Annotated in this window: 13 protein-coding genes; 4 read left to right on the forward strand and 9 right to left on the reverse strand. The window is 42.4% G+C overall.

Features of this window, described 5'->3' with window-relative positions:
* Nucleotides 1–87: 87 nt before the first annotated feature.
* Nucleotides 88–1,308, forward strand: a complete 1,221-nt coding sequence (gene chlP, locus ACEW80_RS06040) for a geranylgeranyl reductase (RefSeq protein ID WP_373525723.1) — start codon at nucleotides 88–90, stop codon at nucleotides 1,306–1,308.
* 365 nt (nucleotides 1,309–1,673) lie between these two features.
* Here the strand turns inward: chlP and ACEW80_RS06045 are convergent, their stop codons facing one another.
* From ACEW80_RS06045 to ACEW80_RS06080, 8 genes are all read right to left on the reverse strand, one after another.
* A complete protein-coding gene (locus ACEW80_RS06045; protein ID WP_373525739.1) occupies nucleotides 1,674–2,741 on the reverse strand; it encodes a site-2 protease family protein in 1,068 nt (355 codons plus the stop codon).
* Between the two features lie 467 nt (nucleotides 2,742–3,208).
* Nucleotides 3,209–3,688, reverse strand: a complete 480-nt coding sequence (locus tag ACEW80_RS06050; RefSeq protein ID WP_373525740.1) for a hypothetical protein — start codon at nucleotides 3,686–3,688, stop codon at nucleotides 3,209–3,211.
* A gap of 397 nt (nucleotides 3,689–4,085) precedes the next feature.
* On the reverse strand, nucleotides 4,086–4,868 hold the full coding sequence (locus ACEW80_RS06055) for a glycosyltransferase family 2 protein (RefSeq protein WP_373525724.1): 783 nt from the start codon (nucleotides 4,866–4,868) through the stop codon (nucleotides 4,086–4,088).
* Nucleotides 4,869–5,020: 152 nt separating this feature from the next.
* The gene (locus ACEW80_RS06060; RefSeq protein ID WP_373525725.1) at nucleotides 5,021–5,803 is read right to left on the reverse strand and encodes a glycosyltransferase family 2 protein; all 783 of its coding nucleotides are present in this window, start codon (nucleotides 5,801–5,803) and stop codon (nucleotides 5,021–5,023) included.
* A 601-nt stretch (nucleotides 5,804–6,404) separates the two neighbouring features.
* On the reverse strand, nucleotides 6,405–6,851 hold the full coding sequence (locus tag ACEW80_RS06065; protein ID WP_373525726.1) for a hypothetical protein: 447 nt from the start codon (nucleotides 6,849–6,851) through the stop codon (nucleotides 6,405–6,407).
* A 116-nt stretch (nucleotides 6,852–6,967) separates the two neighbouring features.
* Nucleotides 6,968–7,732 carry an energy-coupling factor ABC transporter ATP-binding protein gene (locus ACEW80_RS06070; RefSeq protein ID WP_373525727.1) on the reverse strand — a complete coding sequence of 255 codons (765 nt, stop codon included), beginning with the start codon at nucleotides 7,730–7,732 and terminating at the stop codon, nucleotides 6,968–6,970.
* Nucleotides 7,733–7,761: 29 nt separating this feature from the next.
* Nucleotides 7,762–8,415, reverse strand: a complete 654-nt coding sequence (locus tag ACEW80_RS06075) for an energy-coupling factor transporter transmembrane protein EcfT (RefSeq protein WP_373525728.1) — start codon at nucleotides 8,413–8,415, stop codon at nucleotides 7,762–7,764.
* Complete coding sequence (locus ACEW80_RS06080) at nucleotides 8,408–9,331, reverse strand: energy-coupling factor ABC transporter permease (RefSeq protein ID WP_373525729.1); 924 nt, start codon at nucleotides 9,329–9,331, stop codon at nucleotides 8,408–8,410. Before ACEW80_RS06080 ends, ACEW80_RS06075 begins: the two co-directional genes overlap by 8 nt.
* 952 nt (nucleotides 9,332–10,283) lie before the next feature.
* Between ACEW80_RS06080 and ACEW80_RS06085 the strand changes: the two genes are divergently transcribed.
* From ACEW80_RS06085 to ACEW80_RS06095, 3 genes are all read left to right on the forward strand, one after another.
* Complete coding sequence (locus ACEW80_RS06085; RefSeq protein WP_373525730.1) at nucleotides 10,284–11,522, forward strand: glycosyltransferase; 1,239 nt, start codon at nucleotides 10,284–10,286, stop codon at nucleotides 11,520–11,522.
* Nucleotides 11,523–11,624: 102 nt separating this feature from the next.
* Entirely contained in the window at nucleotides 11,625–13,499 is a 1,875-nt protein-coding gene (locus ACEW80_RS06090; protein ID WP_373525731.1) for a glycosyltransferase, read from the forward strand.
* Between the two features lie 222 nt (nucleotides 13,500–13,721).
* A complete protein-coding gene (locus ACEW80_RS06095; protein WP_373525732.1) occupies nucleotides 13,722–16,256 on the forward strand; it encodes a sugar phosphate nucleotidyltransferase in 2,535 nt (844 codons plus the stop codon).
* 110 nt (nucleotides 16,257–16,366) lie between these two features.
* Here ACEW80_RS06095 and ACEW80_RS06100 read toward each other — a convergent pair whose 3' ends face one another.
* The gene (locus ACEW80_RS06100) at nucleotides 16,367–16,669 is read right to left on the reverse strand and encodes a hypothetical protein (RefSeq protein WP_373525733.1); all 303 of its coding nucleotides are present in this window, start codon (nucleotides 16,667–16,669) and stop codon (nucleotides 16,367–16,369) included.
* Between the last annotated feature and the right edge of the window lie 300 nt (nucleotides 16,670–16,969).

The raw sequence follows: 16,969 nt of genomic DNA on the forward strand, positions 1-16,969 counted from the left end.
AGGAGAAACCTGAAAGCAAAGCGCTAAATCACCCGAAAGACCGTGGTAGTATGCTCTCGGTAAATGTAAAGATTGGGAGAAAGACCTTTGACACTACGGGTTGCTGTTATTGGGTCAGGCCCTGCTGGTTCATCTGCTGCTGAAACACTGGCTGCCTCTGGGATTGAAACCTACCTGTTTGAGCGAAAGCTAGACAATGCGAAGCCTTGCGGGGGTGCAATTCCCCTATGTATGGTGGGTGAATTTGACCTACCACCAGAGATTATCGATCGCCGGGTACGGAAGATGAAAATGATTTCGCCTTCCAACCGCGAAGTTGATATCAATCTGGTAAATGAAGATGAATATATAGGAATGTGCCGCCGGGAAGTGCTAGATGGCTTTTTGCGCGATCGCGCGGCAAAAGTCGGCGCAAATTTAATTAATGCCACTGTTCATAAACTCGATATACCAGGAAACAATACTGACCCCTATACCATCCATTACGTTGACCATACAGCAGAAGGTGCACAGGGTATTGCCAAAACCCTGAAAGTGGATCTGATCGTTGGTGCAGATGGGGCTAATTCCCGCGTTGCCAAAGAAATGGATGCTGGGGATTATAATTATGCGATCGCTTTCCAAGAGCGGATTCGCTTACCCGAAGACAAAATGGCCTACTATAACGACCTCGCCGAAATGTATGTCGGTGATGACGTTTCTACTGACTTCTACGCTTGGGTTTTTCCCAAACATGACCACGTAGCTGTCGGTACAGGCACTATGCACGTCAATAAAGCCAGTATCAAACAGTTACAAGCGGGTATCCGCGCTCGTGCTTCCGAGAAACTGGCAGGCGGTAAAATTATCAAAGTCGAAGCGCACCCCATTCCTGAACATCCCCGTCCCCGTCGTGTTGTTGGTCGCATCGCTTTGGTGGGAGATGCGGCTGGTTACGTTACCAAATCCTCTGGCGAAGGTATTTATTTTGCCGCTAAATCTGGGCGGATGTGTGCTGAAACCATTGTAGAAATGTCTAACAGTGGTAGCCGTATTCCTACTGAAAATGACCTCAAGGTTTACCTGAAGCGTTGGGATAAAAGATACGGACTCACTTACAAAGTGCTGGACATTCTGCAAAGTGTATTCTATCGTTCCAATGCCACCCGCGAGGCGTTTGTGGAAATGTGCGATGACCTCGATGTACAACGGCTGACATTCGATAGCTATTTGTATAAGACGGTTGTCCCAGCTAATCCCATCACCCAACTGAAAATTACTGCCAAAACTCTTGGTAGCCTAATTCGGGGTAATGCCCTCGCACCTTAAGGGACTTTTAAATGAAAGGGAAAAGGGGAAAGGGAGTAGACCGCCCACTAGAGGCGGGGTATCAACCTTCCCTATAATGCACGGATTATTTCGTTTAACTTCGGGCGAGGCTTTTACCTTTCCGCTTCCCCTTTGATAAATAAACACTCAATAACTTCTTGTGGGGTAGGCAGCGTTCGACTGAACGCTGCCTACCCCACAAAATTTGATAATTTATTTGTTTGAAATCTCTAATTGTCTGGATTAATTGAAAAGGATTTGGACATCAAAGAAATTCTCTAAATCAGCAACGCCGTTTTTTGAGACAATTATGCAGGGTTAGGCTGGGTTCCGCTTTGAAGTAGTTGGATAATTGCAGCTTTTTCTCAGATTCCAACTAAAACGCCGTTGTCACGAATCACGGCAAGCACAGATAACTTTTGTTGTTCAAGTAACTGCATGACTTCCAGTAGAGGTTGATCGGATTGGATTGTGGTAAACTCTGTAATCGATCGCATCACGTCTTTTATTTGAGTTTCTGACCATAGTGCTGTGGGGATGGTTCGCAAATTATCAACAGCGATCTCACCTACTAATTGTCCTTCACGATCAGTCACTAAAAACCGACGCCAGTTTTGTCCACTCACTACCCGCTCATCGGCAAACTCTCTCAGAGTAAGATTAGCAGACACAATCGGGCTATCGTGAGTTACAGCATCTTCAGCAGTCAAACCTGTAAGTTTTTCTTGGACTCTGGCAAATTGAGCCGCATTACCAGCATTTTGTAACAAGAAGAAGCCTACTAACAAGTTCCAGAAGTTACCGAAACTGCCAAATAATAGTAGAGGAAGTATTCCCGAAAGAACTGCTACCCAGCCAAAAATTTGCCCAACTCGACTGGCAAAAGTCACACCTTTATAGGGATTGCCTGTAATTTTCCAAACCAGGGCTTTTAATATATTTCCGCCATCTAAGGGTAAGCCAGGAATGAGGTTGAACAGCGCTAATGCTAAGTTAACGGAAGCCAGAACACCGAGAATTGCAGTTAGTGGACTTGATGCAGCAGTCGTAAAACCAATGGCTGTAACGATACCGCACAGTAGTAAGCTAACTATTGGACCTGCGATCGCAACCCAGAAAGCCTCACCTGGAGTTTTCGACTCTTTTTCTAAGCTTGCCAAACCACCAAATATAAACAGTGTGATGGATTTGACATCAATTCCCTGACGAATAGCAACGAAACTGTGGCCTAATTCATGGGCGACGACTGAGGCAAATAACATCAGCGCACTCATCAATCCTAGTAGCAAAGCTAATCCCGCAGATAATTGGGGAAATTGTGCCGCCAGTCCACTGCTATAGCTCCAAGTTACCAAGCCCAGAACTAAAAACCATGACGGATGGATATAGAAGGGAATTCCGAAGAGATTACCAACGCGAATTGTGCCATTCATGTCGTCTACCTTTGATTTCAGCTTCGAGAGGTTTGCTTTCATTTCTCTCGATATGTCTACTGTAACGAAAGGTTAAGGAGCTTTAATCTTTCTAACGGTAGTAGTGTCCGTCCGTAAAGGTGCGGGTATTGGGCATTTGTCATTGGGCAAGTAGGTTGGCTTAAGGAAGGAAATCCAACGTTGTCATTTGTCATTTGTCATTATTTAGATCCCCCTAACCCCCTTTTTTATAGCAGGGCTGTTTCACTCTACAAAGGATAAGAGTTTGTCAATATCATTAGAGGTAAATCCTGGCTTTTACTTGCCGCAGCTGTCCAATCAGATTTGCACCCATTGTTTTCATCCTCTCGACGCTTGTAATTTTACACCTTTTAGGATATAAAACAGCCCTGCCCTTAAAAAGGGGGGATCAAGTCTAGAAAGTAGAGGGGCATGGACTAATCCCAATTCCCAATGCCCCAAATCGATTATTCTGGCTGGCGACAATACTTATTTATTGCATTTCCTAACGTATCTGACTGCTTGCCAACAGTTGTAGCTGCTGTTGTTAGTGTTGAGTCAATTTCGTCCCTTGCCTTTTGGATTTTTTCTCTACCCGATGCCGAGGCTTCTGCTATCTTGGACGCACCAAGAGCCTTACCTGCCTTAGCGATCGCTTGACTGAGATTTTTGAAAATCTTGACAAAACCGCTTTGAAATTCCTTCAGCTTGGGGTCTGTTAATTTAAGTTCCCCTATGGATTTAGTCACAAATTCTAAATCTTTAGATAGCTGTAAGCTGGTTATCACTTGCGTTCCTTTATTTTTATCAATCAGTGATGTTCCTGCGTTCACAACCCGAATCAGTCGCTGGCACTGGGAGACTTTACTTTCGCTGCAACTAGTAATAAACAAAGCAATGCTTAGACTAACAGGAGCAATAACAGTATATTTATGTAAAACAGACATTAACACACCAACAGCAATAAAATCCACAATATATAGCGGTTCCCATTCAGATGCGGTACAACGTTATATCCCAAGGTGTAGGGGCACGGCATGCCGTACCCCTACGGGTGTACCTCACGTAAACGAGAACTGCTATAATATCCAATATTACGAGTAAAGAAGGTAAATAGAGTTATATCAATAAGCTGACACTATTAATAATCAGACAGATAGACTCAAAACCTTGCCTACTAAGACTTATATCTTGCCAGTAAAGGATTTTAGGACTTGTGTGTACACCGGAGCTTTGGGAGAAGCGTTAAGGCAGGGGTATTACGGCGTTCTGATAAATGTATTGCCTTTGTCTGTTAATTTAAACTTAATCTTTTGCTAACGACACCCTATAAATATCACAAAACTAAGCCGTAGTATTAAAGTTAAACTCATTACAAATTGACTTGGTTAACCGACGATATCTAAGAAGATTTGCTATTCTTAACAATATTCCAAACTTTTTAAATCTTTTATTTTGTCTTTCAATAGTTTGAAAAATGTTTTCTCCATTTCCTACTGAATAAATACCCCCACGAAATGGTAATGGTTCGAGTTCTATTCCATTATCAAGTAGAGTTTTTTGATGTTGGTATTCATACTTGTTGAACAGTAGAGGATACAATTCATATTTAATGATTACCGAGGAACCACACGTCTGATTGAAATCTTTGAATTTTACCTGTAAGAATTGACGATTTTCGTGATATAGATAACCGCTCTTTATATACCAGCCATTACAATTAGGATTTTGCTCGACAAATTTAGCTATATTTCTACTTAGACAATCATCAGCATCAACTACCATTACATGAGAGGGCGAAAATTTCTCAGCATAAGCTAATCCATTCAAAAGTTTTCGTCCTTTGTCTATCTCTCTACTGAAGAATTCTGTCCCTTTCCAATCTACTTCTTGCTCTAAACCTAGTTCTTTTAGCTGTTGACCGGGTAGAGGATAATCAACTTCGATATAAGTAATATAAGGATGGGAAAAACCAATATTTGGTTTTTCATGGCAAACAACGATAACCCTAAATTTGTCAGATGTCTGATTACAAACTGATTTCAGACATCTTTCAAACAATTGTGATACTAAATCCCAATCTTTTGAAACTTGGCGACTTTTAAGTGGAATAACAAATACAAGCATAATAGTAGTGAGATACAAACAACTCGGCTGAATCCTCTAGCAAGATAGACATAAACAGAGCTACCTACTGCTTCGCAGAAGCCGAACGCGTAGCCCCCCCCATAGGGATTTTGTCCAGTTTTAACTGTTATGTGGGAATAAATATTACAAAATTAAACCATAGGATCAAAGCTAAACTCATTACGAATTGAATTGGTTAATCTGCGATACCTAAAAATATACGCTATTACTGACAATATTCCATATTTTTTAAATCTTCTATTTTGTCTTTCACCAGTTTGAAAAATGTTTTCTCCATTTCCTACTGAATAAATAGCTCCACGAAATGGTAATGCTTCGAGCGCTATTCCATTATCAAGTAGAGTTTTTCGATGTTGGTATTGATACTTATTGAAGAGTAGAGGATAGAATTCATATTTAATGATTACCGAGGAACCACATATCTGATTGAAATCTTTGAATTTTACCTTTAAAAATTGCCAATTTTCATGATACAGATAACCCCTCTTTATATACCAGCCATTACAATTAGGATTTTGCTCGACAAATTTAGCTATATTTCTACTTATAGAATCATCAGCATCAACTACCATTACATGAGAAGGCGAAAATTTCTCAGCATAGGCTAATCCAGTCAAAAGTTTTCGTCCTTTATCTATATTTTTACTGAAGGTTTCTGCCCCTCTCCAATCCACTTCTTGCTCTAAATTCAGTTCTTTCATCTGTTGAATGGGTGAAGGATAATCAACTTCGATATAAGTAATATGAGGATGGGAAAAACCAATATTTGGTTTTTCATGGCAAACAACGATAACTCTAAATTTGTCAGATGTCTGATTACAAACTGATTTCAGACATCTTTCAAACAATTGTGATACTAAATCCCAATCTTTTGAAACTTGACTACTTTTAAGTGGAATAACAAATACAATCATAATTTATAGTCAGATACAAACAACACTGAATTATCTATAAAGATGGACATAACAGAACTCCCCACTGCTTTGCAGAAGCCGAACGTGTAGCCTCCCTTAAGTAAAGTATTTTTTTATATAATATATAGGACTCATATTTGATTTTTGAACAAACTCAGTACAACTCAAAGAGACTTCTTCCTTACTCTCCACTCCCAGCCTACGCAAATAATTTCAGAAATCAAATCGCATTGCTATAGTTTTAATTGTTGTGTAAAAGTCCAATATTTTGCTGTCAACCAACTCATATTGAATTGTACCGTAAATGTACGTAATGTCAAGTGGATTTCAAATTTTATTTAGCATAAAACAGCCATGTTGCCTCACACCTACTTGAAAAGAGGTGTCCAGACGGCAGTCGCTCATGGGGGAAACCCCCAGACGCTCTCTACGAGACGCTAAAAGCGTAGCTTGCTTCTCTGTAAGAGTACGCGGACTCGCTAACGCTGCGCTATCGCTCTTAGCGTCTCCCCTTCTCCCAAAGGGAGAGGCTAACGCCTTCTCTACGAGACGCTCCGCGTTCGCGGAGCGTCTCGTAGAGAAGGGAGAAGACCGCGCTGCCTCATGAATTGCGAGGGAGTTGACGACAGTTTCCCGGCGGCAGTTGCTCCACTTGAAAATCAAATTTGGTTAAGTCGGCTAGCAAAAAAACAGTTGACGAGAGTTTCCCGACGGTAGTTGCTCCACTTGGGGAAACCCCAAGACCGCACTGCCTCACCAATGCGATAGCGTTCGCGTCAGTGGATGGACTTATCGGTTGGGCAAAGAGGTAAGACCGCACTGCCTCACCAATGCGATAGCGTTCGCGTAGCGTCTCGTAGAGAGGAAGGGAAACATGGAGGGAACGAGCAAAATATGAGAGTTTAATGGATATTTCTGGTAGAATTATGTTGTCTGCGGTAGGGCATTCCGTGGACTTAAAACAAAGCTCATCGCCTCCCAAGCAATAGCCGGATTGGGTGAGAAGCGTACAATGCAACGGTATTCCGTTCAGTCTAGGAGATGTCACAGTTCAATGGCTTCAAATCAGTAGGGGATTTAACCCCTACTGCCTCCTGCCTCTTTCAATGCAGATGAAGCTCAGAAGTCTACTCCTGTGTCCCGGCTCTCCTTTGTCTGCTGGGATCACCAATCTATCGGTAAACCCAACTGGTCTAAAGTAGTGCCATCTTGCAAAAGTGGCTGAATATCGCTATCTATTTGAATGCGACCACCAGCCAGTACCAAAGCACGTTGAGTAACTCTGCCTAACCAATGCAGATCATGAGAAGCAATTAATATCACCTGCACAGGTAACTTTAACAACACTTGGGCCAAATGACGCCGCCATGCTGGATCAAGTCCGTTAGTCGGCTCATCCAAAATTAAAATTGTCGGTTCTAGGGCTAAAATCGAGGCTAGGGCGGCCAAGCGTCTTTGTCCACCAGAAAGTTCGTGGGCGGAACGATTGGCGTAGGCTTCTAGACCAAAATCAGCTAATAATTGCCGGGCGCGATCGCTTGCCTCTGCTGGTGATATTCCATAGTTGCGTGGCCCAAAGGTGACATCTTCCAAGATGGTCGGCATAAATAGTTGGTCGTTGGCATCTTGGAAGCTAAAGCCAATTTGACGACGTACTTGTGGTAGCGTTTTGGGTTCTACGGGGATGCCATTAATCGTAATTTTCCCAGTTTGCGGTTGTTTTAAGCCGATCAGGTTCTCTAGCAAGGTGCTTTTTCCCGAACCAGTGGCTCCCATCAACGCTACGCGATCGCCCGGATTTAAGGTAAAAGAAATTTCTTGTAATACTGGCTGCTGGCGAGAATAGGCATACACTAAGTTCTCAACCTCGACCACGGCTGCGTGAGGGTTATGGGTTGATGGTTGGGGATTAGAAGTTAAAGATTTCAAAATTCACAAACTCAATATTCACAACTGCGCTAAATTCTGTAAGAAGTTAAAGTTACACCAGCAGCGATCGCCCAAGCTGCTAACAGGGCAAAACGCTCTTTTGGTCTGAGGGTAGAATCTATGGGTAATTGCCCATTGTAACCACGAGCTACCATTGCCGCGTAAACTCGCTCTGCCCTGTCGAGACTGCGGAGATACAAGGCTCCAATCATCGCAGCACTGGCGTAGCGCAGCCATCCCCCAGTCCCAGTTAAACCGCGTAATTGAGCGCTGCGCTGCATCCGCGTCACTTCGGAGAGCAAAATTTCCATATATTGCCCAGCTAACAACAAGTTTTCTTTTAAAGGTGCTGGCACTGGTAAGCCTTTAAGGGCGATGCCGAAACTGTGGGGCGGTAAGGTTAACAAAAAACTATTCATGGTAATCAGACAAATCAGAGAACGAACTAGCAAAAAACTGGCTCGTTCCCATCCCAAGGGTAATGCCAGCAATGACAAAAAAATCAATTCTGTACCGAGTAATCCTCCCAACTGGCGAATTGGTACGCGCAACAGCCAGACCCACAAAAGTGCGATCGCGCCATATACACCTAAGCAATACCAAGCATAATGCTTTAATAAAGCTGCTCCCACCACAACTACTAAAGCTAGTTGCAAACGTAGCGGTAAGGAAAGTTTAAGCATTCTTCGGTTTCACCACTTTGGCAATCCCAAAGGCAACGGCAAAGCAAACCGCACATCCTACCAGTCCAGCGATACTAGTACCAATTGGCCCCAAACCCTCAATCCCATAGTCAGCTAACGGTGTGGGTACAATTACCCGGACTTTTCCGGCTAAGTCGAGGAAGCCCGTGTTTTCGGCAACTTTCTCCAAACCATCAGGCCATGCTGAGGCAAACAGTGACAGCACTCCCGCAATCAAGAAAATGGTGACAATAGGTATTGACCAACCGCGAAACTCATGCTGTTCCCCTGGTAACAAATCTGGACGAGCGGTGGCTAGATAAGTCAGCACACCCCCGGTAATTAGCCCTTCACCGATGCCAATCAAAATATGTACACCAGTCATGGCTGGTAAAACTATGGCTATAGGTGCAGTTCCAGAGAGGGTTAACTCAATGGCTGCTGCTACAGCTGCTACTACTACACTTACACCAGCTGCCATGCCAGCAGCCAAGGGTAAACGCCCTTTAGACCCACCAAATAGCCGTTGCAAGGTTTGGGTTAAAATCCAACCTACCCAAACACCAATCACTGCCATGTTCAAAATATTTGCGCCCAAGGCTGTAATGCCACCATCGGCAAATAGCACGGCTTGAATAATTAAAACTGTGGCGATACACAACGTTCCCGCCCAAGGACTGCCCAAAACGATCGCTGCTAAAGCTCCCCCCAACAAGTGACCACTGGTACCTCCTGCGACTGGAAAATTGATCATCTGGGCGGCAAAAATGAAGGCGGTGGTTAGTCCCAGTATGGGCGCACGGCGGATACCAAAAGCTTCTTGCGATCGCCCGAAGGCAATAAAGAGTGCTGCCACACTTGCTAAACCGGTAGCCCCTGCCACCGGAACAGAAACAAATCCATCAGGAATATGCATAATGTACCCTGTCTTTTAGATGTTTATTTACTCAAAACAAGCAATAAAACTACGGCATCAAACTAATAACAAACAAAATTTTTACCCTTTTTGCAATGCCCCATTAGGGGATTTTTTAGTATTACTTTTGACAGATTTACAATATAATACTTACTAAATATTATATATATTTATTAATTTATATTAAGTTTATTATGTAGTATATCACTAAATCTTGATAAGTTTTTAGAAAAGTGAAAAAATCTCTAATTTACGAATAATTCGGCAGTAAAGCCGGAAACTGCCGTTGTATCTGGTCAGAAATTAGCATAGATGGGAGTTTGACAGGTTTAGGGTAGAGTTAACGATTCTTCAAGCATCACGAGCGTCAGTCGCAGGGTGGATGAATGATCAGACACTACAAATTATTTTGAGATTTCTCTATATTGTGGTATTCAGTTAATTTAATACTTGCTAATGTAACAAGTAAATTTCTACAAATATACAAAGTTATGCAGTCAGCATTTGCACTTTATTTCCGTTTTCTCATATTTTAAAATAACAAATATACATATCGGGCTATTGAATTATTTGTTGATGAAATATTAATAGCTATAAAACTTTAATTACTAATTACCAAATTTTAGAATACTTCATATTGACTTATGTATTAACCATAGTATGATTAAAAAAATTATTCAGAGATACTCATGATATGCTGTATATTTGCTGAGTCGGCTGAACTAATTGTTTGTATAAAAAATCATCTAAATGCAGCCGATATACCATAAAAATAAATCGTAGAATGTAAAGTTTAGATGAAGTTAGGGAAAATATTGTGAATAAAAGTGCGGAAATTACTAAACTTTCAGAGCAGCTAACTGTAACAAAAGTATTCATAAAATTTTAAGCCAGCAGATGTTTGGCTCTATTTTGCCCGGTCTTTATACACCCTCGTTCTGCAATTTGAAATATGAAGACAAACCTATCCAACTCGCTATTAACAGTTCCAACTGGGCCACTCAAGATTTCAGAGTTGCCCCCTAACGGTGTAGGTATAAGTGATGAATCTATCCATCTTTCTCTAGTAATTCCTACTTATAAGGAACGTGACAACATCAAGAATGTAGTCAGTATATTAAGTAAATTATTGGATGAATCTATTCCAGGAAAATATGAACTAATTGTGGTAGACGATGATAGCCCAGACCGAACTTGGGAAATAGCACAATCCCTCATAGAAGAATACCCCCACTTACGGGTAATGCGACGCCAACAGGAACGGGGGCTTTCATCAGCCGTGATTCGTGGGTGGCAAGCAGCGATGGGGAGTGTGTTGGGAGTAATTGATGGAGATTTGCAGCATCCACCAGAAGTGCTGATGCAACTGTTGCGTAGTGTTGAGCAGGGAGCAGATTTGGCACTAGCCAGTCGTCACGTAGAAGGAGGCGGTGTTAGTAGTTGGAGTGTTGTTAGACGTTTGTTGTCTCGTGGTGCTCAGTTGTTAGGCTTGGTGATCTTACCGGGGGTACTGGGCAGAGTTACCGATCCAATGAGTGGTTATTTTATGGTGCGCAGGAGTGCGATCGCCAATGCAACACTTAATCCCGTCGGATACAAAATTCTTCTTGAGGTAATCGGGCGAGGTAAAGTAGACCAAGTTGCCGAAGTTGGGTATGTGTTCTGCGAACGCAAAGAGGGTGAGAGTAAAGTCACATGGAAGCAGTATATAGATTACATCCATCACTTAGTGCGGTTGCGGCTATCCACAGGGCGGGTAGGGCGATTTAGTAGAAAAGTCAATTTCCCTATTGGTCGATTTGTCCGTTTTGGGTTTGTTGGCTTGAGTGGTGTGTTTGTAGATTTAACGGTGTTTCACTTGCTGCGTACTGTAATTCATTTAGGTTTAACGCGCAGTACGATTCTTTCGGCTGGAGTGGCAATCATAAATAATTTCCTATGGAATGATTTATGGACTTTTGGTGATATTTCTAAGAGGCAACGTGATCCACATCAACGTTTCAAGCGATTCTTGAAGTTTAGTGCGATCTGTTTGGCAGGAGTTGTAATACAAGCTTTAATAATTAACTTTCTCTGTAATGTCTTGGGGACAAACGAGTATTTAGCTAAGTTGATTGCGATCGCAGTTGCTACCATCTGGAATTTCTGGGTTAATTTGAAACTCAGCTGGCGCGTCACTGACGTTAAATAGTCACAATCAGGGATTGGAGATTTAGATTTTTGTTTTTAGATTTTAGAACGAACTTAAATCTAAGACGTAAAATCTACAAATCTATTCGTGTGAGGCTCGGCAATGAGAGTTATTTTCCCAGGTGCATTTTATTTTTACAGAAAAATTATCTCATTGTTACCTGCCTATGCCACCCATTCCCGACCTCTACCAGATCCAAACTCTGGTTCACAACACAAGCATTGGTATAATTGGCAGACTCGCCTTTCTCCTTCCTGGCTTCACCCTTTGCTGAACTTGATGTGGTTGATCATCGGCATCAGCTTACGCCTAACCAACTTGACCAGAAAGCCTCCTTGGACTGACGAGTTTGCCACCTTGGTATTTAGCTTGGGGAATACTTTTTTAGGAGTTCCCCTAGATCAAGCGATCGCACCTGATACCTTATTGCAACCCCTGCAACCAAACTTAACGGCTAGTATTGGTGATGTGGTTCATAACTTAGCTACACAAGATAGTCATCCACCACTATATTTTGTGCTGGCTTACCTGTGGATGAAATTATTTCCCACCGAGGGAGGATTAGTATCGCTGTTTGCGGCGCGATTGCTACCAGCTATACTAGGCGCTGCTTCTATTCCGTGTTTTTACGTGTTAGGTAGAATAGCGTTTCGTTCGCAATTAGTGGGACATTTGACTGCTGCCATGATGGCAGTATCGCCCTACGGCGTATTTTTAGCACAAGAAGCGCGTCATTACGCTTTGGCAATCTTATGGGTAACTGGTTCCTTGACTTGCCTAGTAATTGCCACACGTCATATTCAAAACCGCACACCTTTACCTATATGGGTAGCATTTTTGTGGATAGGAATTAATGCTTTAGGTATTGCTACTCATTACTTTTTCACCCTCACCCTCTGCACAGAAGCCGTAGTTTTGATTTTTCTTGCTTGGCTTCAATGGCAAACTAGCAGCAAATTTTCTCTCCTCTTCTCTCCTCCCTGGCGGCGCATCTATGCCGTTGTTACAGGTACTTTTGTGGCGGGTTTAATTTGGATACCAACCTTATTAGAGAATAGCAATCGTGGTACTTTGACCGAATGGATTCGAGGTTCGCGCGTTGGATTAGATTGGTTAAGCCCAATCTTTCAAGCTTTAGGAACATTGATTGCAATGATTTCCCTCCTGCCAGTTGAATCTTCACAGATATTGCTTGTGATTCCTTCTGGAGTGGTAATGCTAAGTTTCTTTATTTGGGCAGTACCAATTTTGTTACGTGGGATCAAGATTCAACTACAGCAACCAGAAAACCGGATGATGATTCAGGTTTTTATGGGAGTCGTGATCAGCGCGATCGCTTTGTTCTTTATCTTTACGTACTTTTTGGGAATCGATCTGACCAGGGGCGCTCGTTATAATTTTGTTTACTTTCCGGCGATCGTTGTTTTGCTAGGGGCAAGTCTCGCAGTTTGTTGGCATCCTCCCAAGGAATTGATGGAAAGCGAACAAGGGAAAAATGGCATAAAAAGCATCGGCAAATGGGGAATAAACGGCAAAAAAGCTGTGATGTTAATTTGGTTAATGGGATTTGTTAGTGCAGTTACAGTAGTCTGCAATCTTGGCTATCAGAAATATTATCGCCCTGACCTTTTTGTACAACTAATTCAACAAGTATCCCCAGTGCCAGTACTAATTGCCGCTACCCACAAAACTTATGTACACACCGGGGAAATGATGGGGGTAGCAAGGGAGATTAAACTTGCCAATTCACTCCAAAAACCTCTGTTTGTCCTTGCCCATCAAGACCAAGACCCCAATACTTCTACCATTGCTCTGGAAAATACTTTAAAGACGCTACCACGACCTTTTGACTTGTGGCTGGTAAACTTTTACGCCCCTGTAGCAGAAACCGTCAAAAGCTGTGTTATGTCTGATACTCAATCTTTACCAAGCGTGGATGGTTACGAATATAAACTTTATCACTGTCAGAAGAGTTAATAAGTTTTGTTACCAAAAGCCCAGTAGTCTATCGGATTAACTTTGTTTAATTTTCTCTGGATAAACAAATTGCTGTAATCAGTAAATATACTTTGTTATCCGCAGATGCATCTTGTGGAAGTTCCTCAAATTTCGATATCCATAGGAGACTAGAGAAAGAAAAACAAAATATATCTGACACGTCTTCAAGCAGCTAATGCTGTAAATAGCTAAGGAGGATTTATGCGTGCAGTATTGATGGCAGGCGGTTCGGGAACGCGGCTTCGCCCGTTAACTTGCGATCTGCCCAAACCGATGGTACCCATTCTAAATCGACCAATTGCCGAACATATTATCAATCTTCTCAAAAAACATCAAATTACAGAAGTTATTGCGACATTGCATTATTTACCTGATGTTTTGCGAGACTATTTTCAAGATGGCAGTGATTTTGGCGTCCAGATGACTTATGCCGTCGAAGAAGACCAGCCTTTGGGTACAGCAGGCTGTGTGAAAAACATTGCCGAACTTCTTGATGAAACATTTTTAGTGATTAGCGGTGATAGCATAACAGATTTTGACCTCACGGCTGCGATCGCATTTCACAAACAAAAAAATTCAAAAGCTACTTTGATTTTGACCAGGGTTCCCAACCCGATTGAATTTGGGGTGGTGATTACCGATGAGTCAGGACGGATTAGCCGATTTTTAGAAAAACCCTCTAGTAGTGAAATTTTTTCCGATACCGTCAACACGGGCACTTACATTCTTGAACCAGAAGTTTTGGAATATCTGCCAGCAAACACTGAATGCGACTTTTCCAAAGACTTATTTCCTTTACTACTAGCCAAAGATCAGCCAATGTATGGTTACATTGCTCAAGGTTACTGGTGCGATGTTGGTCACTTAGATGCCTATCGGGAGGCTCAGTATGACGCATTAGATCGGAAAGTCCAACTAAATTGTGCCTACCAAGAAGTTTCCCATGAGTTATGGGTAGGCCAAAATACTTACATCGACCAGACAGCTGTTATTGAAACCCCAGCAGTGATTGGTGATAATTGCCGCATCGGGGCAAGAGTACATATTGAGGCAGGAACCGTAATTGGAGATAATGTCACTATTGGTGCTGATGCGAATCTTAAACGTCCGATAGTGTGGAATGGGGCATTCATTGGCGAGGAGGCACATCTTTCTGCCTGTGTGATTTCCCGTGGTACTCGTGTAGACCGCCGCGCTCAAGTATTAGAAGCTGCTGTTGTTGGTTCGCTTTCTACGGTGGGAGAAGAAGCCCAAATTAGCCCTGGCGTGCGCGTTTGGCCTAGTAAAAGAATTGAGTCAGGAGCAATTTTAAATATTAACTTGATTTGGGGAAACATTGCTCAACGGAATTTATTTGGGCAACGCGGTGTACAAGGATTAGCTAATATCGACATCACCCCAGAATTCGCGGTGAAATTGGGAGCCGCTTACGGTTCTACCTTAAAACCCGGTTCTAATGTAACGGTTTCCCGCGACCAACGTAATATCTCTCGGATGGTGACGCGATCGCTCATTGCTGGTTTGATGTCAGTAGGTATCGATATTCAAAACCTCGATGCTACAGCTATTCCCATCGCCCGCACCGTTATACCCACAATGTCGGTAGTTGGTGGTATCCATGTGCGGGTACACCCCGATCGCCCTGACTACATTCTGATTGAATTCATGGATGCCAAGGGGATTAATATCTCCAAAGCCCTAGAAAAGAAAATTGAAGGAGCCTACTTTAAGGAAGATATGCGGCGGGCGCTAATTCATGAAATTGGCGATGTATCTTACCCCAACCAAGTTATCGACCGCTACTGCACTGCCTTTGAGAAGCTACTGCACGTTCATACACTCCGCAACAGTCGGGCAAAAGTAGTGATTGACTATGTTTATGCCGTATCTGGAGCAGTTTTACCCCAAATGTTAGATAAATTTGGTGCTGATGCGGTGGTGCTGAATGCCAGTGTCAATAAAACGGCGATGTCAATAACCGATCGAGAAGGACTGCTGACTCAGTTAGGTCATGTAGTCGAGGCATTAAAAGCTAACTTTGGCGTCCAAGTAACGGCTAATGGAGAACAGCTAATTTTAGTTGATGAATCCGGTTTCCCAATTCGTGGGGAAATGTTAACAGCGCTGATGGTGGATATGATCCTAACGGCTAACCCCAGAGGCACAGTAGTAGTCCCAGTTCATGCTTCCAGTGCTATTGAACAAGTCGCCCGCCGCCACGATGGCAGAGTGATTCGTACTAAAGCTAACCCTACAGCTTTAATGGAAGCTTGTCAAACTAATCCGAATGTGGTAATAGGGGGTAATGGAGACACTGGTTTTATTTTCCCGCAACTGCATCCAGGATTTGATTCCATGTTTTGCATTGCTAAGATCATTGAGATGTTAACTATACAGGAGCGATCGCTCGCTGCGGCGCGGTCAGAACTACCCCATGTAATTCACAAAACTTATACAGTACGCTGTCCCTGGACAATCAAGGGTGCTTTGATGCGTTACTTGGTGGAAACTCACCCAGCCCAAAACTTAGAACTAATTGATGGGGTAAAAGTTTGTCAACCCTATGATGACAGTTGGCTGTTAGTTTTACCAGATGCCAGCGAACCACTGGTGCATTTGTATGCAAATAGCAATGATCGCGAATGGGTAGATGAGACTATCAGAAACTACCGCAGCCGTGTCCAGACGTTTGTCGAAAGACAACAAGAATATCAACCCACAGAAGATCATTTGTAATTCGTAATTGAATTATTTAATTACGAATTACGTTAGCGAGTCCGCAAGCGTCATCAGCAATTACGAATTATGTTAAACTTTCCAAGATGCTTTGAGAGGGTTCAAAATTCTCATTGAGAACATTCTGGTAGATTTTTCTCAGCGTAATTGCAATCAAAATTAATTAAAGCTTCCCTACTAGAGGTGAATGCTCTAGTTGTGGAGTATGGGTCACTTGTTGGACTTGCTTCATTTAACCAAATTTTCAAATAGTAACCACTATTATCATCGCTAGACCATAATTCATAACGGTAATTACCTCCTACACCCTCACTATTTAAGTAGTCAGCTAGTGCTGTATTTGATGTAGACAAAAAGCTCAATCCAGTCAAAACAGGAATTACAGCAACTTTTAGTATTTGAATTAATTTCATAAATGCACCAAGAACTTACTTTCTCTAGCTTCCTTTACCGATGTGATTTTTGAGATCAGTAATCATCTGGAATACTTTGTGAGGATATCGTAAGGCACTTAGTTTGAGTTGATGGAGGGTATTATCCAAGATTATCAGCAAAACGTCAGAGTGCGATCGCTAACTATACTTTTGCAGAAATTGACCCAGAAATTAAATTCCTGAGCTAAGTATCAAAAAGTTGCAACTGGTGGTCTAGGCGGCTAAACGAAGAATTTGATCTAGCTCACGTGAGCGTGGCGTCAAGTCCCCTTCAGGAGC

The sequence above is a fragment of the Nostoc sp. genome (assembly GCF_041747015.1).
Classification (GTDB): Bacteria; Cyanobacteriota; Cyanobacteriia; order Cyanobacteriales; family Nostocaceae; genus Nostoc.

Coding starts and splice junctions, on each gene's coding strand:
- ACEW80_RS06055 (WP_373525724.1), bottom strand. CDS start 4,868: ATGCTTGTATTTGTTATTCCACTTAAAAGTCGCCAAGTTTCAAAAGAT.
- ACEW80_RS06085 (WP_373525730.1), top strand. CDS start 10,284: ATGAAGACAAACCTATCCAACTCGCTATTAACAGTTCCAACTGGGCCA.
- ACEW80_RS06050 (WP_373525740.1), bottom strand. CDS start 3,688: ATGTCTGTTTTACATAAATATACTGTTATTGCTCCTGTTAGTCTAAGC.
- ACEW80_RS06060 (WP_373525725.1), bottom strand. CDS start 5,803: ATGATTGTATTTGTTATTCCACTTAAAAGTAGTCAAGTTTCAAAAGAT.
- ACEW80_RS06090 (WP_373525731.1), top strand. CDS start 11,625: ATGAGAGTTATTTTCCCAGGTGCATTTTATTTTTACAGAAAAATTATC.
- ACEW80_RS06100 (WP_373525733.1), bottom strand. CDS start 16,669: ATGAAATTAATTCAAATACTAAAAGTTGCTGTAATTCCTGTTTTGACT.
- ACEW80_RS06045 (WP_373525739.1), bottom strand. CDS start 2,741: ATGAATGGCACAATTCGCGTTGGTAATCTCTTCGGAATTCCCTTCTAT.
- ACEW80_RS06075 (WP_373525728.1), bottom strand. CDS start 8,415: ATGCTTAAACTTTCCTTACCGCTACGTTTGCAACTAGCTTTAGTAGTT.
- ACEW80_RS06080 (WP_373525729.1), bottom strand. CDS start 9,331: ATGCATATTCCTGATGGATTTGTTTCTGTTCCGGTGGCAGGGGCTACC.
- ACEW80_RS06095 (WP_373525732.1), top strand. CDS start 13,722: ATGCGTGCAGTATTGATGGCAGGCGGTTCGGGAACGCGGCTTCGCCCG.